This window comes from Streptomyces sp. NPDC093097 (genome assembly GCF_044754325.1).
Taxonomy (GTDB): Bacteria; Actinomycetota; Actinomycetes; order Streptomycetales; family Streptomycetaceae; genus Streptomyces.
The window spans coordinates 361574-383622 of record NZ_JBIVOW010000007.1; the positions used below are offsets into that span (position 1 = coordinate 361574).

Here is a 22049-nt window from a genome sequence, read left to right on the forward strand (position 1 = left end):
TGGTCAAATATGCCGGAAATTCTCCGCTGTCTCTCCCCTCACACGTGATCACGGTACGAGGACGACGACCTCCAGTCCGCGCGAGCGGGACGCCGTGGCGAGCGCCCCGGCCGGGTCGTCCAGTCCGACCACCGTGACGTCGAGCACCGAGAGGTCGAGGACGCCGCTGCGCACCATCGACCACACTGCGAGCACGGTCGCGTCGCGGCATATCCACGAACCGCGCAGCGTCAGCCGGCGGTGCATGAAGTCGCCGTACGGGATCGGCAGGTCCTGCCGCACCCCGCCGACGAGGACCCAGGCACCGTCGGGACGCAGCGCGTCGTACCCGGCCATCGTCGGATCCGGGCTCGGCACCGGGCCCAGCGTGTCGACGACCGCATCGACCGGTCCGGCGGCCGCCGCGATCGCCCGCCCGTCGGCTCCACGGTCGCCGGTGAGCCGCACCGGCACCACGCGCGGATCGAGGCCCGCGAGAACCTCCAGCGCGCCACCGTTGCGACCGACGGCAACGACCGCCGCCGCACCCCGGGCGAGCGCCACGAGCACCGCCGCCGACCCGAGTTGACCGGTCGCGCCGACCACCGCGACGACCTGTCCGGCGGTCGGCTCGTTGCCGTCGTGCCCTCGCGGGACTATCGGCAGGCCAAGGTCAAGCCCGACCATGCCCCCGCGTTCGACCGCCTGGCCGCGCTGGCGGAAGTGGTGACCATGCCGTACGACGTGGCGAGCTGTGAGGCGTATGAGGCGGCGAACGGTGAACTGCTCAAGCGGGCCGACCTCTTGGTGGCGGTCTGGGACGGCGTACCCCCTTGCGGTAGGAGGGGAGGTACCGCGCACGCCGTGGAGCAGGCGCGTAGTGCGGGGGTGCCGGTGGCCGTTGTCTGGCCGAGGGGCGCGCGGCGGGGAGCGTAGGGGGCGGGTGCCTGGGTCGGGGGGCTCGGTGCGTGCCGGAGTCCGCGTTCAGGAACGCCGGCCGAGGTTGGGGTTGCCGGTCTGGCCGCGGGTCGTGAAGCGGGACGGTGGTAGTCCGAAGGTGCGGGTGAAGGCGGCGGTGAAGGCGGCGGGCGAGGCGTAACCGAGGTGGCCGGCGACCTCGCTGACGGTGGCGGTACGCAGGAGGGGGACGGCCGCCAGGAGGCGGGCGCGGGCCCGCCAGAGGGCCGGGCTGTCGCCGGTCTCCGAGCGGAAGCGCCGGGTGAAGGCCGTTCGCTCATGGCCGTCTGCGCGGCCCAGACGGCGTTGGTGATGCCGACGTCCGGTGCGGCCAGGTAGGCGCGGCAGAGTGACGCCAGGTCGGGGGAGGCGGGGATCGCGACGGCCGTCACGCCGCGCCGGGTGCTTGTCGGCCTCCGTGACAGCCGGGCGCTGCTGCTCCTGCTGGCGGTCGGTGCCGTGGTGGGGGCGCTGGCCACGCGCCTCGTCCCGGGCGCCGTGGTCCGCTGGGCGTTCGTCGGGTACGTGGCCCTGACCATCGTCGATCTGCTGCTGCGCCCTGGCTTCCTGCGTCCGCGCGTGCGGAGCCAGGCGTCTGACGACGCGTCTGGCGACGTGCCTGTGTCTGTGCCTGGCGACGCTCCTGTCTCCGTGCCTGGCGACCACCCGCGGTCGCTACCGGCCCTGCTCGGCGCGCCAGTTGGTGCGGTCGCCGCCTTTCTGGGCGTCGGGGGCAGCGTGATGACCGTGCCCGCGCTGCGGCGGGCCGGGCACACCATGCAGGTGGCGACGGCGCTGGCCAACCCCCTCACCCTGGTCATCGCGCTCCCGGCCGCCGCGGTCTCGCTCGGCGGCGCCGGGCTCGCGACCGCCCCGGACGCGCATCTGCATCTGCTGGGCCTCGTCGACGCCGTCGCCGCGGCGGCGCTGCTCCTGGGAGCCCTGCCGGTGATCGCGGTACTGCGCCGCCGCCCGCCGCGGATTCCGGACCGGATCCATGCCTGGACGTATATCGGTCTGCTCGCCGTGGTGGCGGTCGCGATGCTGCTGTCGGGTGGGCAGGCCTAGCGGTGGTGGGGGCCAGGCCCGGGTGCGCACGCCCTCGAAGCGTCGGCGGCAGAGCAAGTTGTGCGCAGCGGTTACGTCAACCAGGGCGCGTAGTATCCGTGTTCGCCGCGGATCTGGCCATGAATTCAGCGGATTCTTAACGCGTTGATGATGCCTTCATAGCGGCAACCTGGCATGGAGGAACACGGGAACACTGCCGGAAACCGGCAATGACGGGGAGTGGTGCGCGAGGGGAAGATGGTGCTGCGGGGGACGCGGAGGACAGTCCTGGTGCCGGAGGTCGGCAGTCATGCTGCGCACCGGGACCGTCTCCCCCCCCACTGCCTTGGAAACGGCAGACTGGAACAGGAAGACGGGGGGAAGACCAGCATGGGCACGTTGGTGTCGGCGGCTGCGGCGTTTCCCACCCTCTTCTTCACCTCGGCCCTCGGAGTGGCCGTGGTGTTCTGGCTGCTGGTCGCCGTGGGACTGGCAGATGCCGGCAGCTTCGACGCGGACGTGGACGCCGCGGCGTGGGGCGTGGACGGGGTGCCGGTCGCGGTCGCCTTCTCCGTACCGACCGTGCTGGCCTGGTGCGTGAGTCTGGCCGGAACGGTGCTGCTGGTGCCACTGGTTCCGCCGGGAGTGGGCCAGGGGCTGGTGCGCCTGGGTGTGTTGGCCGCGGCGCTGCTCACCGCCTGGACCGGGACCCGGTTGCTCGTACGCCCGCTGCGCCGGCTGCTTCCCGCGGAATCCGGCCCCGCCCGGCGAACCCGCACCGTCCGCCCCGGGCACGTGGATGCCACGTCCGGTCCGGCGGAGGTGGCGGCGGGCGGATACCTCGCGGCGGTCCGGGGCCGTCGCCCGGATTCCTAGTCCCCCTTCCCGGCCGCCGACGCACCGCAGTGCGGCGCCGCCGTACGCCTGCGACGAGGACGGCGCGTTCCTTCGCGTCGCGCCCCACCGTGCCCCGGTGCGCCGCACTCGGTCCGCCCCGCCCCGCCCCACCGCGCGCCGCTGCACCCGCGCGCCCCGCGTTCCTGACCGACCGGCCCGCAGGCCGAGTCCGCTTCCCGCTTCCCGCTGCCTCAAGAGCTGCAAGGACGTTTCTCATGGATGCCATCACCGTGGGCATCGGCGCGCTCGTCGTCGTTGTCCTGCTCGTAGCCGTCGTCATGCTGCTGGCCCTCTCCCGGCTCTTCCGCAAGGTGGAGCAGGGCAAGGCGCTGATCGTCTCGAAGATGCGCAAGGTCGATGTGACCTTCACCGGCCAGATGGTGCTGCCGGTGCTGCACAAGGCCGAGGTGATGGACATCTCGGTGAAGGCGATCGAACTCGTCCGGTCCGGGCGGGACGGGTTGATCTGCCGGGACAACATCCGTGCGGACATCCGCATCTCGTTCTTCGTGCGGGTCAACAAGACCGTCGAGGACGTCATCAAGGTCGCCCAGGCCGTCGGCACGGAACGGGCCAGTGACCAGGCGACGTTGCAGGAGCTGTTCCACGCGAAGTTCTCCGAGGCGCTGAAGACCGTCGGGAAGCAGATGGACTTCACCGACCTCTACACCAAGCGCGAGGAACTGCGGTACAAGATCATCGAACTGATCGGGGTCGACCTCAACGGCTACCACCTGGAGGACGCGGCGATCGACTACCTGGAGCAGACGCCGCTCGCCGAGCTGGACCCGGCCAACGTCCTGGACGCGCAGGGCATCCGCAAGATCACCGAGCTGACGGCCATCGAGCATGTGCGCACCAACGAGGCCCAGCGCACCGAGGAGAAGGAGATCACCCGCCAGAACGTCGACGCCCGGGAGGCCATCTTGGAACTGGAGCGCCGGCAGGCCGATGCGGAGATCAAGCAGAAGCGGGAGATCGACACCGTGCGGGCCCGCGAGGAGGCGGAGACCGCCCGGGTGAGGGAGGAGGAACGGCTGCGGGCGCAGCAGGCGTTCCTGCACACCGAGGAGCAGTTGGGCGTCCAGCGCGAGAACCAGGCACGCGAGGTGGCGGTCGCGGCGAAGAACCGCGAGCGGGTACTGGCCGTCGAGACCGAGCGGATCGAGAAGGACCGCGTACTGGAGATGATCGCCCGGGAGCGGGAGACCGAGCTGACCCGGATCGCGGCCGAGAAGGAGGTCGAGGCCGAGCGCCGGGAGATCGCCGAGGTCATCCGGGAACGCGTGGCGGTGGACCGCACGGTCGCCGAGCAGGAGGAGTCCATCAAGCGGCTGCGGGCCGTGGAGGAGGCCGAGCGGGATCGCCAGGCCGTCATCATCGCCGCCGAGGCCCAGGCACAGGAGAACCTGGTCAAGGACATCAAGGCGGCCGAGGCCGCCGAGCAGGCCGCCGTGCACCGGGCCGCAGAGGAACTGACCCTGGCCGAGGCCCGGTTGAAGACCGCCGACCTGGACGCGCAGGCCAAGGCGCGGCTCGCCGAGGGCGTCCGGGCCGAGAGCGCCGCGGCGGGGCTCGCGGCCGTCCAGGTGCGGGACAAGGAGGCGGAGGTCATCGAGAAGGCCGGCCGTGCCGAGGCGGAGGCCACGCAGGCGCGGCTGCGTGCCGAGGCCGAGGGCGTGCGGGCGAAGGCGCTGGCCGAGGCCGCGGCCATCGGCGAGAAGCTCAAGGCGGAAGCGGCCGGCCTGACCGAGAAGGCCGCCGCGATGGCCGCCCTCGACGAGGCGTCCCGCGGCCACGAGGAGTACCGGCTGCGGATCGAGGCCGACAAGGAGGTCCGCCTGGCCGGCCTCGACGTCCAGCGGCAGGTCGCCGAGGCGCAGGCCACGGTGCTCGCGACCGGCCTGGAGAGCGCCGACATCAACATCGTCGGCGGCGAGTCGGTCTTCTTCGACCGGCTGGTGAACTCCATCGCGCTGGGCAAGGGCGTCGACGGTTTCGTGCAGAACTCCCGGACCGTACAGACACTGGCCAAGCCCTGGCTGGACGGCACCTCCGACTTCGTCGACGACCTCGGCCGCATCCTGGGCTCGATGTCCACCGCCGACGTGCAGAACCTGACGGTCTCCGCACTGCTGACCAAGCTCATGACGTCCGACGGCACCCAGGCGGGCCAACTCCGCGCACTGCGGGAGCGGGCCGGCGAACTGGGCCTGGCCGACCTGCCGTTGGCCGCCGCCCTCAACGGCACACCGAACGCCGGCACCGTCACGGCGTAAGCCGCCACAGCCACCGGAGCTGCCGCACAGGGGACGGCAGCTCCGGTTCACCACCCGTGGGAAGGGAACCGAACAGCGATGGCAACCGGCCTGGACACCGGTACGTACGAGGTGCTGCGCGACCGGCTGGTCGCACAGGCCGCCGAACTGGCCCGGCGCGCGGACGAGCTGAACGACCGGCGCGTCGAGGAGTTCGGCGCGACCCGCCTGGAGCTCACCGGCACCGAGCGGCTGCGGACCGACCGCGCGTCCGTGCCCTGCGACATCGCCGCCGTCGGCGAGGCGCTGCTGTTCGGCCGCCACACCCCCACCGACGCCCAGGGAGCGCCGGGCGGGGTCTTCGCGCTGTACGACCGCGAGTTGAACCCGCTGCCCGAGGACGCCGTGCCCGGCCTCCTGGACGACGCCGCCTTCGTCCGGGAGTGCGCCGCCCTCCACCGCTACTACCGCGGCACCCGCCTGCTCCGGCTGCGCCGCGTGGCGGACCGGCTGCTCGCCGTCTTCCGCACCGGCGAACAGGCCGACGACATCCGCGTACTGCGCTGGACCCTGACCGACGACGGCCGGGCCCGCTTCCTCGACGCGCGGGGCGAACGCGACCACACCGTCCCGCCCCCGTACGACTTCACCTGGACGACGGCGACGCGCGAGGACCACGTCCCGGGGCGCCATCCGCACATCGCCGTCCAGGGCGAGGTCTACGTGGGGACGACCGGCGGCGCCCTCACCCTCAAGCTCGACGACGACACCGAGACGGGCGAGGGCATCCACACCGAACCCGTCGCCGAACCGCTCCAGTCCCTCGCCGACGCGGACGTCGCCTCCGCCCGCATCGGCGCCCTCGTCCTCCTGCGGATCCGCCCCTACAAGGAACCCGCCCACCGCTACCTGGTCCTCAACACCCTCACCAGGACCGTGGTGCGCCTGGACGGCATCGGGGCGGCATGCCGCCGCCTGCCCGAGGACCAGGGCATCGTCTTCCCCGGCGGATACTGCCTGGCCTCCGGGGAACACCGGACCTTCGACACCGGCCCCGGCCAGCCGGCCGGCCTGGAGTTCGAGACCTCGGTGCGGGCTCCCAACGGCGAGGACGTGCTGTTCGCCTTCCGCGCACCGGGGGAGGGCCACAGTCTGCTGCTGCCCTACAACCTGATCCGCAAAGAGGTCGCCGCACCCCTGCTCTGCCACGGCTGGACGCTCTTCGACGACGGCACCCTGATCGCCCTGCACGGCGGCGGCGCCGAACCGACGGCCGTCCACCGGCTCCAGCGGTGGCGCTCGCCCTACCTCTCCGACACCCACGCCGCCGCACAACCCACCGGGAGCGGGCCACTGGCCCGCGTGGGCAACGCCGACCTCGTCCGCGGCCTCTCCGACTGCCTGGTCCTGTCCCGCACGGCGGCCGAGCCGACCCCGACCACGGCGATGTACCAGGCACTGATCGCCGGCTGTGTGCGGGCCACGGACACCCACCACTGGCTGGACGACCCCGAACTGGGCGGCCTGCGCAGCCCGTTGGAGGCGGTGCGGACCACTGCCGAGGCGGTGCTGGGCGAGTTCGAGACCGTCCAGGCACTCACCCGGCAGGCCGCCGACGCCGTCGACCGGGCCGCCGAGCGGATCGCCGCGGTGGTGCGCCGCCTGCGCGGCGAGGCCCCGCGCGGCGCCGACGCCTGGGTGGCGGGCCTGACCGAACTGCGCCACGCCCAGGGCCACTTGCTCACCCTCAAGGAACTGCGCTACGCCGACACCGACCGCCTCGACGCCCTCGCCGACGAGGCGGAGCGCGACCTGGCGTCGTTCGGCCGGCGCGCGGTCGCCTTCCTGGCCGGCGACGACGCCTTCGCCGGCCACCACCAGAGCATCGAACAGCTCGTCACGGACGCGGAATCGATCACCACCGTCGCCGAGGCCGCCCCCGTCACCGCGCGCCTGGACGAACTGGCCGACGGGCTGGGGACCGTCACCGAGGTCGTCACCGGCCTCGACATCGGCGACGCCACCGTCAGCACCGGCGTCCTGGCGCGGATCGCCGAGGTGCTCGGCGGCGCCAACCGCGCCCGCGCCACCCTCGACGCGCGCCGCCGAGAACTCCTCGACCGCGAGGGGCGCGCCGAGTTCGCCGCCGAGTTCGCCCTGCTCGGCCAGGCGACGACCGGCGCGCTCGCCGTCGCCGACACCCCCGAGAGCTGCGACGAGCAGCTGACACGCATGCTGATGCGGCTGGAGGACCTCGAATCCCGCTTCGGCGAACTCGACGCCGCCACCGCCGAACTGGCCGACAAGCGCACCGAGATCTACGAGGCGTTCTCCGCCCGGAAGCAGACCCTCGCCGACGCCCGGGCCCGGCGCGCCGAACAGCTCGCCGAGTCGGCCGCCCGCGTCCTGACCGCCCTGGCCCGCCGCGCCGCCACGCTCACCGACCCCGACGCGGTCGCCACCCACTTCGCCTCCGACCCGATGGTCACCCGGGCCCGCGCCATGGCGGACGAACTCCGCGCGCTCGGCGACCCGGTGCGCGCGCAGGAACTCGACGGCCGCCTCAAGGCCGCCCGCCAGGAAGCCCTGCGCAGCCTGAAGGACCGCACCGACCTCTACGCACACGACGGCCGGACCCTGCGCCTGGGCCGCCACCACTTCGCCGTGCACACCCAGTCCCTCGACCTCACCCTCGTCCCGCACGGCGACGGCCTCGCCTTCGCCCTCGCCGGCACCGACTACCGCTCCCCGGTCACCGACCCGGACTTCGCCGCCACCCGCCCGTACTGGGACCGGCTGCTGCCCTCGGAGTCCCCGGAGGTCTACCGCGCCGAACACCTCGCGGTCCGGCTGCTCGACGACCACGGCGCGGCCGCGCTCGCCACGGCCGACCTGCCCGCACTGGTGCAACGGGCCGCGGCGGAGGCGTACGACGAGGGCTACGAACGCGGCGTCCACGACCACGACGCGCACGCCATCCTCCAGGTCCTGCTCCACCTCCACGACACCGCCGGGACCCTGCGCCACGAGCCCGCCGCCCGCGCCGCGGCCCAGCTGTTCTGGGCCCACGCGACGACCCCCGGGGCCCGGGACGCCTGGACCCGCCGCGCCAGGTCACTGGCCCGCGCCCGCGAGCGGTTCGGCCCCACCCCCGCCATCGCCGACCTCCAGGAAGAATTCGCCGCCGCGATCGGCGGCCCCGCCGCCACCCCCGCCGCCGGCTACCTCTTCGAGGAACTCACCAGCGGCCCGGACGGCTTCGTCCTGCCCACCGCCACCCGCACCCTGCTGGACGCCTTCCACGACAAGGCCGGCACCCCCGCCCACGACGAGGACCCCACCGCCCTCGACCTCGCCGCCCGGCGCCAGTTGACCGAGGCATGGCTGTCCGCCTACGCCACCGCAACCGACGCCGACACCACCCCGGGCGACCTGGCCGAGGCCGTCGCCGCGGAACTCTGCCCGGACCTGACCCGCTACGCCTCCGACGCACCCCTCACCGCGACCGTGCCGGGACTGCTCGGCACCCACCCCCGCATCACCGGCCGCACCCTCACCCTCCGCATCGACGAACTGCTCGCCCGCACCCGCGCCTTCCGGGCCCACGACGTCCCCGGCCACCGCGCCTACCAGCGCCACCGCACCACCCTGATCGCCGCCGAACGCACCCGTCTCCGCCTCGACACCCACCGGCCCCAGGTGATGTCGTCCTTCGTCCGCAACCGCCTCGTCGACGAGGTCTACCTCCCCCTCATCGGCGACAACCTCGCCAAGCAACTCGGCACCGCCGACGACACCAGGACCACCGACACCGCCGGCCTGCTGCTGCTCATCTCCCCACCCGGATACGGCAAGACGACCCTCGTGGAATACGTCGCCGAACGCCTCGGGCTCCTCCTGGTCAAGGTCAGCGGCCCGGCCCTGGGCCAGTCCGTCACCTCCCTCGACCCCGCCGAAGCGCCGAACGCCACCGCACGCCAGGAGGTCGAGAAGGTCAACTTCGCCCTGGCCGCCGGCAACAACACCCTCCTCCACCTCGACGACATCCAGCACGTCTGCCCGGAACTGCTCCAGAAGTTCGTCCCGCTGTGCGACGCCACCCGCCGCGTCGACGGCGTGTGGGACGGTGCGCCGCGCAGCTACGACCTGCGCGGCAAGCGCTTCGCGGTCAGCATGGCCGGCAACCCCTACACCGAGTCCGGCGGCCGCTTCCACGTCCCCGACATGCTGGCCAACCGCGCCGACGTCTGGAACCTCGGCGACGTCCTGACCGGCAAGGAGAACGCCTTCGCGACCAGCTTCATCGAGAACGCCCTCACCGCGAACCCGGTCCTCGCCCCCCTCGCCGGCCGCGACCGCGGCGACCTCGACCTCCTCGTCCGGCTCGCCGAAGGCGACCCCACCGCCCAGGCCGACCGCCTCACCCACCCCTGCACCCCCGAAGAACTGGACCGCATCACCGCCGTCCTGCGGCATCTGCTCACCGCCCGCACCACCGTCCTCGCGGTCAACGCCGCCTATATCGCCTCCGCCGCGCAGACCGACGCCACCCGCACCGAACCGCCCTTCCAACTCCAGGGCTCCTACCGCAACATGAACAAGATCGCGCAACGCCTCCAGCCCGTCATGAACGACGACGAACTGGCCGCGGTCATCGACGACCACTACACCGCCGAAGCCCAGACCCTGACCACCGGAGCCGAGGCCAACCTGCTCAAACTCGCCGAACTCCGCGGTACTCTCACGCCGCGACAGGCCGCCCGCTGGACCGATCTGAAGTCCGCCCACCTCCGCAACCGGCAACTCGGCGGACCGGCGGACGACCCCGCCCAGCGCGCGATCGCCGCCCTGGGACTCCTCGCCGACCCCACCGCACGGACGGTCAACGGGCCACACCATCCGTAGTCGGCACGGCCGGCGAACCGCCGGCATTCACGCCGGTTTGCCGCGATATCCGAGCACCGAGTACAGCCGCATCCTCACGGTGAGTGAGCGGGGTGTCCGCATAGCGGGCGTTCACGTCATCGGTGCACCGTGCGCCGCAGACTCATCGGGCTCAATGATCGTCAAGCAATGAACAGGCATGCCCATGACTCGGACCCGCATCCCGTTGCCCCAGGGCTCACTGCCGGCAGCGCAGGACCCCGCTCCCGCGTTGTCGCACGGCCTCAAGCAGCGCCATCTTTCGATGATCGCGCTCGGTGGAGTCATCGGTGCGGGACTCTTCGTAGGCTCCGGAGTCGGCATCGCCTCGGCGGGACCGGCCATCGTCCTGCTCTTCGTGGGCACCGGCGCGCTGGTCACGCTGATCATGCGGATGCTCGGCGAGATGTCCGCGGCCCGGCCCTCCACCGGCTCGTTCTCCGTGCACGCCGAGGAAGAGCTCGGCACCTGGGCCGGAAACACCTCCGGCTGGATGTACTGGCTGATGCTCTGCGCCGGCGTGGCGGCCGAGGCCACCGCGGCAGGCGCCATCATGCACAACTGGCTGCCGTTCCTCCCCGCCTACGGCTGGGTGGCGATCTTCATGGCGCTCTTCTGCGGCAGCAACCTGACCGCGGTCAAGAACTTCGGCGAGTTCGAGTTCTGGTTCTCCGCGATCAAGGTCACCGTGATCGTCGCCTTCCTGGTGCTGGGCGTGCTCGCCATCTTCGGAGTCTTCGGCTCCGCACCCGGCACGCACCAGCTCTTCGACCACGGCGGCTTCTTCCCGACCGGCGCCGCCGGACTCGCCGCCGGGCTGCTGACCACCATCTCCGGCTTCGCCGGCCTGGAGACCGTCACCATCGCGGCGGCGGAGTCCGACCACCCCAGCCGGAACGTGGCCCGCGCCGTCCGCACCGCCGTCTGGCGCATCGCGGTCTTCTACATCGGCTCCATGGCCGTGGTGGTCACCCTGGTGCCCTGGAACGACCCGAAGGTCGCAACCGACGGCCCCTACGTCACCGTGCTCGACCGGCTGGGCATCCCCGCGGCCGGCACGATCATGCAGGTCGTGGTCCTGATCGCGCTGCTCTCCGCGATGAACGCCAACATCTACGGCTCGTCGCGGATGGCGTACTCCCTGGTCAACCGGGGCCAGGGCCCGCGCTTCCTGAGCCGCGTCACCCGGGGCGTGCCGGCGGCGGCGGTGGTGGCGTCCTGTGCGTTCGGCTTCGCCGCGGTGATCGCCGGAATCATCTGGCCGACCACCGTGTTCGCCTGGCTCCTGAACATCGCCGGCTGCTCGGTGCTGGTCGTCTGGACCATCGTCTGCCTCACCCAGCTCAAGATGCGCCGCCGCCTGGAGCGCGAGGACCCCGAGCGGCTCATGGTCCGCATGTGGGCCTTCCCCTACCTGACCTATGTGGCGCTGGCCGCCGTCCTCGGCGTGTTCGCCGTGATGGCCGCCGGCTCGGACGGCCGTCACCAGCTTGTCGGCACGGCCCTCGTGGTGGGGGCCATCATCGCCGCGGACCGCGTCAAGCAGCGCCGTACGCGGCGGTCGGCGGAGAGCGTGCAGTCGTAGTCGGCGCGCTCGCGGCAGACGCACGAGACTGCCGATACGCGGTACGGCCGGGGCCGGGTGGGTACGCCACCCGGCCCCGGCCGTTCGTCACCCCGCCCAAGACGCGACCCCCGGACGCGCCGACGACCCGGCGCGCCCTCCCGGCCGGTGTACCGGCCCCTCCGGTCACTCCGTCATCAGCACGATCCGCACCAGGTACGGCAGCACCTCGCTCACCTCGGCGTCGTGGTTCAACAGCACCGCCACCGGCCGGTGCCCCTGGGCACGCAGGGCGTCCAACGGGCGGGACCAGTGCGCGACGGACGGCGGGCGGGCGGCGACCAGCTCCTGTTCCCGCCCGATGGCCGGGACGGTGTGCGCCCCGGGACGTCCGCTCGGGCGGGCGCGCCGGTGCGCCAGGGCGCGTCCGGCGGCGGTACGGAAGGCCGCCACCAGGGACGTGCCCGTGGCGACGACCGTGCCCCGGTCCCCGCCCCCGTTCCGCTCCCTGGCCAGGTCCGGGTCCGTGTCCAAGTCCGTGTCCACGTCTGTGTCCACGGCTGTGCCCGGTGACGGGGCCGGGCCCTCGGACGCATCCGGGTGCGCGTCCGGGCCGGTGTCCGTCCCCGAGTCCGGGTCGAGCCGCAGGGCGCAGGCGGGCAGGCAGAGCAGACCGGACAGATCGTGCGCGATCGGCTCCTCCCCGCTCCGCAGGGCCCGCACCAGCGCGTCGGGGGCCGCATGGCCGTCCTCGGCGAGGTCGAGACCCGGCGGCACGAGGCAGCTCTCTCCCGCGCCGCAGCCCGGCCTCGCCAGCCGGTCCAGGCACAGCCTGGGCACGCGGGTGCCGGGCGCGGCGAGCCGCTGGGCAAGGAGGGCCTCGCAGTGCTGGGCCAGGCCCGCTTCGAGGGCGCTCACCCAGGTCAGACCCGCCGCGACGCCCGCCGAGAGGCCGGGTGCGGGGACCGGCACCCGGCGCAGCGCCCCGGTGGCCAGGTCCAGGCCCCAGACCGCGGGCGCGGCGGGTGCCGGGGGGCTCGCCGCGTGCGCGGCCAGTGCGGTGAGTGCCGTCTCGACGTCCGAGGCCGGGTGCACCACGCCGGGCAGCGACTGCGCCGCGCGGTCGAGCAGGGTGCCCGCCTCCAGCGCCGGGCCGCCGGCCCGGGACACGAACGCGGCCCGGGCCTCGGCCGCGGTCGAAGCGACGGCCAACTCTTCGGTGTTCATGCGGGGTTGATCCTCTCCCGGGCTTGGCCGACGCGTACCCGTATCCATCCATGTGACTTCCGCTCAGGTCCATGGAAGCGGGCGGCGATATTCACCGGATACTCAGTTGATCTCAGCCGCCCGCCGAGGCAGCCGTCGGCGGTGGCCGCCGTGCACGGACACGACGGCCACGCGGCCGCCCGGACCTGCGTGGGCCATCGGCCTCTCCGCCGACGGCCCACGCCCATGGGCCGCGAGGATCAGTGGGCGGACAGCACCAGGCGACGGGCGTTGTTGAGATATCCCACGCGCTCGAAGGCCGCGGCCATCGGCGCGTTCGTCAGATCGGTGTCGGCGCGGACGCGCTCGGGATCGGTTGCGGAGACCAGGACGCGGGTGATGTCCGCGAGGATCTCGTCCGCGTAGCCACGGCCCCGGTGTTCGGGCAGCACACCCAGGTAACCGACCACGGGGAAGGCGTGGTTGCGCGAGGGGAGGCCGAAGCCGACCCGTTCGCCGTCCGGTGTCCGGGCGATCCGCCACCAGGACCGGTCCCCGAGCATGTTGTCGCGGTAGAACGCCACGTCGTCGCGTGCCTGGGCCTCGGCGCCGACGCGCTCGGCCTCCTTCCGGGAGTCCGTGTCGAGGGTGCCGACCAGGGCCCGGCGGAACAGGTCGACGAAGACCTCGTCATCGGGCTCGGCGCCGAAGAGCAGACGCCCGGACGGCTCCGGAAGGCCGGCCTGCGGCGTCCACTCGTAGCGCAGGCGCTCCAGGCTCACCGGGAGACCGGCCCGGCGGGCCGCCTCCCGCCGCCAGGCCACGGCCGCGACCGTGTCGGGCCGGTCGTGCCAGTCACCGGGGAGGAAGAAGTGGTATTCCGGCGCGGTCTCCAGTCCGGCCCCGGCGTATGCCGTGTGCGCGGCGGTGAGCAACTCCGCGGCCAGCGCGGTGCGTTCGGCGTCCGAGCGCACCGACTCGTGGACGAACACCCCGTCGAGCGCGCCGGGTTGGGCCTCGTCCGCGTCGCCCCACCAGACGGCGAGCGCGAGCGGGGTGCGGTCGGCGGCGTCCTCGGCGATCCAGGTCCAGCCGGGACGGTACTCACCGGAGGAGAGCCGGTCCCGGTATGTCTGGGCCGTCAGGCTGCCGGCCGGGTCGGTGACGATGAGGGGGAGTAAACGGTCGAGGTCGGACTCGACGGTGGGGCGGAAGATCACAGGGGCTCCGAATCGGTGACGTGGGGGGCGCAGCCCGAAGGGCGGGGCCCATCGCATCCGAATGTACTCACGATGGGCGGGGGCGGGTTTCCGGAAGTGGCGTGGGGGTGTCCCGGGCGGGTGGCGGGTGCTCGGCGGCCGGCGGCAGGGCGGTGATGGTGTGGCGGCGGCCGACCAGGCCGGTGACGACCAGCAGCAGTCCGCTGCCGCAGAGCAGCAGGGCGCTGCCGCGGTCGCCGGCGGTGTCCAGGAGGCGGCCGAGGGTGGCGGCGAGCGGGCCGCCCGGGGACACCAGCGGAGCGCAGACCTGCGAGGCGAGCGGGCCGGCCAGCAGATAGCCGAGCAGCATGCCCCCTTGGGTGAACATGCGCCGCAGGGCGAACACCCGCCCCTGGGCCTCGGCGGCCACCGCGGACTGCCAGAGCACCTGCGAGCAACTGGTGACCACCGGCAGGCCGAGGAAGAACGTGAAGGCGGCCGCCGCCAGCAGACCCGGGCGCGGGTGGAGGCCGGCCAGCAGGACCGCGCCGCCGCTGAGCACGGTGGCCGAGGTGATCCACGGCAGCGGCCGGCGCGGGGTGGACCAGATCGCCATGGCGACGCTGCTGACCGCCAGGCCGAGCCCACCGCAGGTACTGACCAGGGCGACCGCGGCGTTCTGCGCGGGCGCCGGGGTGGCCGCCAGGACCAGCGGCACCAGGAGGGCGGTGGCGGTGGCCTCGACCCCGTTGAACACGGTCACCAGACGCAGCAGGTGCCGCAGCCCCGGCTGACCGGTGAGCAGCCGTCGCCCCTCGGCCAACTCGGCCCGCCAGCCGGGGCGTTGCCCGGCCTGATCCGTGCGCGCCGGATGGCCGGGTGGCTCGGGGAAGCGCGCGAGCAGCAGGGTCAGCACCCCCAGCGCGAACGAGACGACGTCGGTCACCAGGACGGCGCGCAGCCCGCCCGCGCCGAGCAGCACGGCGGCCAGCGTCGGACCGAGCAACTGGGCCCCGGCCAGGGCGGTCTGGGTCATCGCGCCGGCCCGGCCGCGCTGTTCGGGCCGGACCATACCGGTGACGGCGGCGGCGAGCGCGGGCCACTGGAAGGCCGCACAGCAGGACTCCACGACGGTGGTCGCGTACACCTGCCAGACGGCCAGGTGCCCGGTCGTCTGGGCGGTGAGCAGGGCCACCGCCGCGAGCATGGCCGCCGCGTCCGCGCAGAGCAGGACGGTGCGGCGCCGGTAGCGGTCCACCAGGACGCCGGCGACCGGGGCGGCCAGCATGCCCGGGGCGAAGCCGAGGAGCAGCCCGGTGGCGAACTGGGTGACGGAGCCGGTCCGTTGGTAGATCCACAGGCCGAGGGCGAAGCCGGAGATGCTGGAGCCGAGCGCGGTCAGCAGCCGGCCGGCCCAAACGAGGAGGAAGGTGGTCATGGCCGCTCCACCGGGACCGGGGGTGGGGCGAGGGACAGGGGCATGGAACGGCTCCGTTCGCAGGCGGCGGTGGGACGGGCAGGCGCCGGGGAGGGACGAGGGCGGGCGGGCCGCCCGGCCGGAGTGGCCTGGCGGCCCGCCCCACCCGCGGTCAGCGCAGGTGGGCGGCGAGGATCGGGCCGATCTCGGCCAGGGCCTCCGGGGTGGTGAAGCGGCTGTGCGGGATGTCCAACGGGTGGTTCTCGACGGGGCCGTCCACATGTCCGGCCCACAGGTCGGTCAGCGGGGTGCCGTCGGCGCCCCGGCCCGGCAGGGCCTCGAAGAAGAGCACCCTGCCCCGGTAGCGGCCCGGCTCCTCGCCCTGGGCCAGTACGAGGTTGTTGGCGGTCACCTTCAGCAGCCGGCCCAGCGCCGCCGGGTCCAGCCCGGCCAGCACGCTGCCGCGCTCCCGCAGCAGCTCCAACACGGCGTCGGCGGAGGGCAGTTGGTCTCCCAGGGCGTCGTCCGTGCCGTCCGCCGCAGCCGTGGCGGCGAGCGCGTCCACCTCGTCGAGGTCGAGCCCGTCCAGCGCCAGCGAGAGGATCTCCGCGTCACTGGGCCGCCCGGCGTGCCGGAACCGGCCGGTGGGGTGCGCGTCGAGCATCGCCAGCAGCGCCACCTCCTCGCCCGCCGCCTGGAGCTGACGGGCCAGCTCGTGCGCCACGGTGCCGCCGAAGGACCAGCCGAGCAGGTGGTACGGGCCGCTCGGCTGCACTTCCCGGATCAGCCGCAGATAGTCGGCCGCCATCTCCGCGACCGTGCCCGGCAGTTCGCCCTCCCCGTCGAGCCCACGGGCCTGCACGGCGTACAGCGGCCGGTCGCGGTCCAGATGGCGGACCAGACCGGAGTAGCACCAGCCCAGGCCGCCGCCCGGATGCACGGCGAACAGCGGCGGACGCGAACCGCCGGTGCGCAGCGGCAGCAACTGGCCGAGCCCGTCGGTGGATGCGGTACCGCCCTCGGCGCTGATCCGTTCGGCCAGCAGGGCCACGGTCGGGGTCTCGAACAGGGCCCGCAGACCGATCGGGACGCCCAACTCCTCCCGGATCCGGGCCGTCAGCCGGGCGGCGAGCAGGGAGTGGCCGCCGAGATCGAAGAAGTTGTCGTCGATACCGACGCTGTCGACGGTGAGGGTGGTGGCGAAGAGGTCGCACAGGACGTGCTCGTGGGGAGTGCGCGGCGCACGGGCGGGGGCGCCGCCGGAGCCGGCCGCACCGGGCGCGGGGAGGGACCGCCGGTCGAGCTTGCCGTTGGGGGTGAGCGGGAGGACGTCGAGGAGGACGACGGAGGACGGGACGAGGTAGGCGGGGAGGTGGGCGGCGGCTTGGGCGCGGAGTTCGGCCGGGTCAGGAGTGGCGTCGGCGGCGGGGACCAGGTAGGCGACGAGGCGTTGGTCGCCGGGGTGGTCCTCACGCAGGAGGACGGCGGCCTGTGCGATGTCGGGGCGGGTGGTGAAGTGGGTCTCGATCTCGGCCGGTTCGATGCGGAAGCCGCGGAGTTTGATCTGGTCGTCGGTGCGGCCGAGGAATTCCAGTCGTGCTTCGCTCTGTGTGTCGTGGTGCCAGCGGCCGAGGTCGCCGGTGCGGTACATCCGGGCGCCGGGCGCGCCGAACGGGTCGGGGAGGAAGCGCTCGGCGGTCAGGCCCGGACGGCCCAGATAGCCGCGGGTCACCAGGTCGCCGGCGATGAAGAGTTCGCCGCCGACACCGACCGGCAGCGCACGCAGGGACGCGTTCAGCACATACATCCGGGTGTTCCAGATCGGCCGCCCGATGGTGATCACACCGGAGGGCGCGGCGTCGCCGGGCTCGATCCGGAACTCGGTGCAGCCCACCGTGGTCTCGGTCGGACCGTACTCGTTGATCACGGTGGCGCCCGGGTGCCGCCGGCGCCACTCGTCCAGCACCTCGCCCATCAGGGACTCGCCGCCGAGCACCAGCTGCTCGCTGGGCGAGAAGCGCTCCGGCAGCGCCGTCAGCAGCGCCAGGTGGCTCGGGGTGGCCTTGACGAAGGTCGGCCGGTCGAACTCCCCTGCCGTGGGCGCCTGATCGTCCAGTTCGACCAGCTGGACGGTGCCGCCGCTGGTGAGCGGGGCGAACAGACCGGTGACGGTGAGGTCGAAGGAGACCGGCGAGTGCACCAGCGCCCGCCCGGCCACGCTGCCGTAGGCCGCACGCGCCCAGGCCAGATAGGCGTCCAGCGAGTGGTGCTCGACCACCACGCCCTTGGGACGGCCGGTGGAGCCGGAGGTGTAGATGACATAGGCCGGATTGCGCAGCGACAGGGGCGCGAAGCGGTCGGCGTCGGTGAGGTCGTGCGCGGGCAGTTCGGCCAGCGCGGCGACCGTGTCCGGCGCGTCGAGCAGCAGGCGCGGATGCTCGGTCACGGGCAGCCCCGCGGCCGCCTCGGCGGTGGTGAGCACGCACAGCGGCCGGGCGTCGGCCAGGGTGTAGGCGATCCGCTCGTGCGGGTGGGTGAGGTCGACCGGCAGATACGCCGCACCGGACTTGAGCACCGCCAGCACGGCCACCAGGGTCTCCACCGAACGCGGCACGGCCAGCGCGACGAGCCGCTCGGGACCGGCCCCCTGAGCCACCAGGTGGCGGGCCAGGCGGTTGGCGGCGGTGTCGAGTTGGGTGTAGGTGAGGGTGTGGGTGCCGCAGGTGACGGCGGTGGCGTCGGGGGTGCGGGCGACCTGGGCGGCGAACAGCTCCGGCAGCGTCCGGCCGGGGAGTTCGCGCGACGGGCCGTTCCAGTCGGTGAACAGCGCCCTGCGCTCACCCTCGTCGAGCAGCTCGATGTCCTGGATGCGGGTGTCGGGGTGGTCGGCGGCGTTGCGCAGGATGCGCTGGAACTGGTGGGCCAGGCGCTCGATGGTGGCGGGTTCGAAGAGGTCGGCGGCGTACTCGATGGTGACGGTGAGGCCGTCGGGGGTGCCGTCGGCGGTGTGGTGTTCGGTGACGGTGAAGGACAGGTCGAACTTGGCGGCGTTGCTCAACTCGACGTCGTGGGAGGCGAGTTGCCCGTCATCGGTGCGTTCGCGGTCGATGTGTGTGGTGGTGTTGTTGAGGGTGAGGGTGGTTTGGGTGAGGGGGTGTCGGTGGGGGGTGCGGGTGGGGTTGAGGGCTTCTACGAGGCGTTCGAAGGGGAGGTCTTGGTGGGTGAGGGCGGTGAGGTTGAGGTTGCGGGTGTGGTGGAGGAGTTGGGTGTGGGTGGGGTTGTTGGTGGTGTTGGTGCGGAGGATGAGGGTGTTGATGAAGAAGCCGATGAGGTTGTCGAGGTGGGGGTGGGTGCGGCCGGCGGTGGGGGTGCCGATGGGGAGGTCGGTGCCGGCGCCGTTGCGGGTGAGGAGGGTGGCGAGGGCGGCGTGGAGGGTGTGGAAGAGGGTGGCGTGGTGGGTGTGGGCGTGGGTGGTGAGTTTGTGGTGGGTGGTGGGGTCGGTGTGGGTGGTGTGGGTGTGGGCTTGGTGGGTGGGGTTGGTGGGTCGTGGGTGGTCGGTGGGCAGGGGGATCTCTTCGGGGAGATCGGCCAACTGGTGGGTCCAGTGGGTGAGTTGTTGGTGGAGGGGGGTGCCGGGGGTGTGGGGGTCGCCGAGGTGGTGGTGTTGCCAGAGGGCGTAGTCGGCGTACTGGACCGGCAGGGCGTCCCAGGCGGGGGCGTGGCCGTGGGCGCGGGCCTGGTAGGCGGTGGTGAGGTCGTCCGTGAGGGGGCGCATGGACCAGCCGTCACCGGCAATGTGGTGCAGCACCAGGGCCAGCAGATGGTCACCGGACGGGAGGGTGAACAGCGCCGCCCGCAACGGAAGTTCACTGGTCAGGTCGAAGGGACGCGCGGACAGTGCGGTGACCTTCTCGCGGGCCTCGGTCTCGTCGGCCTCGACGGTGGTGAGGGGGATGAGCGCGGGGGCGGCGGGGTGGATGTGCTGCCGTGGTTCGCCGCTGGTCTCGGGGAAGGAGGTGCGCAGGGTCTCGTGCCGCTCGACGACATCGTCCAACGCGGCCTGCAACGCGGCGACATCCACCGCCCCGCCCCACCGCAGCACCACCGGGATGTTGTAGGAGGCGCGCTCGGTCTCGTCCATCCGGTTGAGGAACCAGAGCCGGGACTGCGCGTACGAGAGCGGAATCCGCTCCGGCCGGGGCTCGGTGCGCACCAGGGGCGGCAGTGCGGTGGCGGGCCGGGCCGCGTCGAGGCGTTCGGCGAGGGCGGCGACGGTCGGTGCTTCGAAGATGTCGCGGACGCCGACCTCCGCGTCGAACTCGGCCCGGACGGCCGCGACCAGGCGCATGGCCATCAGGGAGTGGCCGCCGCGTTGGAAGAAGTTGTCGTCGATGCCGATGTGGTCGGCGTTGAGGGTGGTGGCGAAGAGGTCGCAGAGGAGGCGCTCTTGGGCGGTGCGGGGGGCTCGGGAGGGGGCGTCGGCGGCGTGGGTGGTGCCGGGGGCGGGGAGGGCGCTGCGGTCGAGTTTGCCGTTGGGGGTGAGCGGGAGGGTGTCGAGGAGGACGACGGCGGACGGGACGAGGTAGGTGGGGAGGTGGGCGGCGGCGTGGGTGCGGAGTTCGGTGGGGTCCGGGGTGGTGTCGGTGGTGGGGACGAGGTAGGCGATGAGGCGTTGGTCGCCGGGGTGGTCCTCACGCAGGAGGACGGCGGCCTGTGCGATGTCGGGGCGGGTGGTGAAGTGGGTCTCGATCTCGGCCGGTTCGATGCGGAAGCCGCGGAGTTTGATCTGGTCGTCGGTGCGGCCGAGGAACTCCAGTTGTGCTTCGCCCTGTGTGTCGTGGTGCCAGCGGCCGAGGTCGCCGGTGCGGTACATCCGGGCGCCGGGCGCGCCGTACGGGTCGGGGAGGAAGCGTTCGGCGGTCAGGCCCGGACGGCCCAGATAGCCGCGGGCCAGTCCGGCGCCGGCGATGAACAGCTCGCCCGGCACGCCCGGCGGCACCTGCCGCAGCGTGGCGTCCAGCGTGTGCACCTGCATGTTGTCCAGGGGCCGGCCGATCGGCACGGTGCCGCCGAGGGCGTCGCCGGCGGCGATCGGGTGCCGGGTGGCGAAGACGGTGGTCTCGGTCGGGCCGTAGCCGTCGACCACCCGCAGCTCCGGATGGGCGGCCAGGACGCGGCGCACCGCGGCGGCCGGGACCACATCGCCCCCGGTCATCACCTCGCGCACACCGGCCAGGCTCTGCGGCGCGTCCTCGGCGAGCAGCCGGAACAGGCCGGCGGTCAACCAGAGCGCGGTGACCCGGTGCTCGGCGACCAGGCGCCCGATGCGCTCCGCGTCCAGCTCGCCGGCCGGTGCGACCACGACCTGGCCGCCGCTCAGCAGCGGCACCCACACCTCGTAGGTCGCCGCGTCGAAGGCGTGCGGGGAGTGGAACAGCACCCGCTCGTGGTGGCCGTCCCGCCGCCACCAGCGGTCGGCGGCCAGCGCGGCCACGTCCGCGTGGGTGACGGCGACGCCCTTGGGGCGGCCGGTGGAGCCGGAGGTGTACATCACATAGGCGAGCCGGTCCGGCTGGATCGTAGGGACGGGCCGGGCCGGGGCGTCCGGCAGCGGGGCGGAGACGTCCACCACCTGCACACCGGCCGCGGCCTGCTCCCGGACGAACGGTAGATCGCGGGTGGCGTCGTCCACCAGTAGCAGTGCGGCGCCGGTGTCGGCCAGGACCAGGGCCATCCGCTCGTCCGGCCAGCTCTCGGCCAGCGGCACGTACGCGCTGCCCGCCCGCACCACGGCCAGCGTGCTGACCACCAGCTCCGCCGAGCGCTGCTGGAGCAACGCGACCGGGCGTTCCGCACCCGCGCCGAGCGCCACCAGGTGGCGGGCCAGGCGGTTGGCGGCGGTGTCGAGTTGGGTGTAGGTGAGGGTGTGGGTGCCGCAGGTGACGGCGGTGGCGTCGGGGGTGCGGGCGACCTGGGCGGCGAACAGCTCCGGCAGGGCGGAGGCGGGCAGCGGGTGGACGGCACCGGTGGCCAGCGCGGCCAGCTCGGTCCGGCCCTCCTCGCCGAGTAGGTCGATGTCGTGGATGCGGGTGTCGGGGTGGTCGGCGGCGTTGCGCAGGATGCGCTGGAACTGGCCGGCCAGGCGCTCGATGGTGGCGGGTTCGAAGAGGTCGGCGGCGTACTCGATGGTGATCGTGAGGCCGTCGGGGGCGCCGTCCGCCGTGTGGTGCTCGGTGACGGAGAACGTCAGGTCGAACTTGGCGGCGCTCTCGAACTCCACGTGCTGGCCGTTGAGTTCGGTGTTCGTGGTGGTGGTGTTGTTGAGGGTGAGGGTGGTTTGGGTGAGGGGGTGTCGGTGGGGGGTGCGGGTGGGGTTGAGGGCTTCTACGAGGCGTTCGAAGGGGAGGTCTTGGTGGGTGAGGGCGGTGAGGTTGAGGTTGCGGGTGTGGTGGAGGAGTTGGGTGTGGGTGGGGTTGTTGGTGGTGTTGGTGCGGAGGATGAGGGTGCTGATGAAGAAGCCGATGAGGTTGTCGAGGTGGGGGTGGGTGCGGCCGGCGGTGGGGGTGCCGATGGGGAGGTCGGTGCCGGCGCCGTTGCGGGTG

Annotated in this window: 9 protein-coding genes and 3 pseudogenes; 6 read left to right on the forward strand and 6 right to left on the reverse strand. The window is 73.1% G+C overall.

The genetic code is table 11. From position 1 onward, the window contains the following. Positions 1-48: 48 nt before the first annotated feature. Positions 49-666, reverse strand: a complete 618-nt coding sequence (locus ACIQE0_RS15690; RefSeq protein ID WP_402332241.1) for a zinc-binding dehydrogenase — start codon at positions 664-666, stop codon at positions 49-51. Here ACIQE0_RS15690 and ACIQE0_RS15695 point away from each other — a divergent pair. Continuing rightward, positions 601-915 (forward strand): annotated as a pseudogene (locus tag ACIQE0_RS15695) (hypothetical protein); the annotation flags it as partial. The gene ACIQE0_RS15690 and the pseudogene ACIQE0_RS15695 sit on opposite strands and share 66 nt — an antisense overlap. A gap of 48 nt (positions 916-963) precedes the next feature. On the opposite strand, the pseudogene ACIQE0_RS15700 reads toward ACIQE0_RS15695, so the two are convergent. After that, positions 964-1319, reverse strand: a pseudogene (locus tag ACIQE0_RS15700) (helix-turn-helix domain-containing protein); the annotation flags it as partial. Here ACIQE0_RS15700 and ACIQE0_RS15705 point away from each other — a divergent pair. From ACIQE0_RS15705 to ACIQE0_RS15725, 5 genes and pseudogenes are all read left to right on the forward strand, one after another. After that, positions 1306-2004 (forward strand): annotated as a pseudogene (locus ACIQE0_RS15705) (TSUP family transporter); the annotation flags it as partial. The pseudogenes ACIQE0_RS15700 and ACIQE0_RS15705 sit on opposite strands and share 14 nt — an antisense overlap. Before the next feature lie 369 nt (positions 2005-2373). Then, entirely contained in the window at positions 2374-2859 is a 486-nt protein-coding gene (locus ACIQE0_RS15710) for a hypothetical protein (RefSeq protein ID WP_402332244.1), read from the forward strand. Between the two features lie 236 nt (positions 2860-3095). Then, positions 3096-5159 (forward strand): SPFH domain-containing protein, encoded by a 2064-nt coding sequence (locus ACIQE0_RS15715; protein WP_402332247.1) that lies wholly within the window; start codon positions 3096-3098, stop codon positions 5157-5159. A gap of 78 nt (positions 5160-5237) precedes the next feature. After that, the gene (locus ACIQE0_RS15720) at positions 5238-10043 is read left to right on the forward strand and encodes a DNA repair ATPase (RefSeq protein WP_402332250.1); all 4806 of its coding nucleotides are present in this window, start codon (positions 5238-5240) and stop codon (positions 10041-10043) included. Positions 10044-10227: 184 nt separating this feature from the next. After that, positions 10228-11646, forward strand: coding sequence for an amino acid permease (locus ACIQE0_RS15725; RefSeq protein ID WP_402332297.1), 1419 nt, complete (start codon positions 10228-10230; stop codon positions 11644-11646). Between the two features lie 165 nt (positions 11647-11811). Here ACIQE0_RS15725 and ACIQE0_RS15730 read toward each other — a convergent pair whose 3' ends face one another. From ACIQE0_RS15730 to ACIQE0_RS15745, 4 genes are all read right to left on the reverse strand, one after another. Further along, positions 11812-12852 (reverse strand): hypothetical protein, encoded by a 1041-nt coding sequence (locus ACIQE0_RS15730; RefSeq protein ID WP_402332253.1) that lies wholly within the window; start codon positions 12850-12852, stop codon positions 11812-11814. 239 nt (positions 12853-13091) lie between these two features. Beyond that, positions 13092-14051 (reverse strand): GNAT family N-acetyltransferase, encoded by a 960-nt coding sequence (locus ACIQE0_RS15735; RefSeq protein ID WP_402332256.1) that lies wholly within the window; start codon positions 14049-14051, stop codon positions 13092-13094. A 67-nt stretch (positions 14052-14118) separates the two neighbouring features. Continuing rightward, positions 14119-15468, reverse strand: a complete 1350-nt coding sequence (locus ACIQE0_RS15740; protein ID WP_402332259.1) for an MFS transporter — start codon at positions 15466-15468, stop codon at positions 14119-14121. A gap of 151 nt (positions 15469-15619) precedes the next feature. Further along, positions 15620-22049 (reverse strand): amino acid adenylation domain-containing protein (locus ACIQE0_RS15745; protein ID WP_402332262.1); only part of this gene is annotated, 6430 nt, incomplete at its 5' end.

What these genes read in the sequence shown, in the direction of transcription:
- ACIQE0_RS15690 (WP_402332241.1), bottom strand. Translation starts at nt 666, where the DNA reads ATGGTCGGGCTTGACCTTGGCCTGCCGATAGTCCCGCGAGGGCACGAC.
- ACIQE0_RS15710 (WP_402332244.1), top strand. Translation starts at nt 2,374, where the DNA reads ATGGGCACGTTGGTGTCGGCGGCTGCGGCGTTTCCCACCCTCTTCTTC.
- ACIQE0_RS15715 (WP_402332247.1), top strand. Translation starts at nt 3,096, where the DNA reads ATGGATGCCATCACCGTGGGCATCGGCGCGCTCGTCGTCGTTGTCCTG.
- ACIQE0_RS15720 (WP_402332250.1), top strand. Translation starts at nt 5,238, where the DNA reads ATGGCAACCGGCCTGGACACCGGTACGTACGAGGTGCTGCGCGACCGG.
- ACIQE0_RS15725 (WP_402332297.1), top strand. Translation starts at nt 10,228, where the DNA reads ATGACTCGGACCCGCATCCCGTTGCCCCAGGGCTCACTGCCGGCAGCG.
- ACIQE0_RS15730 (WP_402332253.1), bottom strand. Translation starts at nt 12,852, where the DNA reads ATGAACACCGAAGAGTTGGCCGTCGCTTCGACCGCGGCCGAGGCCCGG.
- ACIQE0_RS15740 (WP_402332259.1), bottom strand. Translation starts at nt 15,468, where the DNA reads ATGACCACCTTCCTCCTCGTTTGGGCCGGCCGGCTGCTGACCGCGCTC.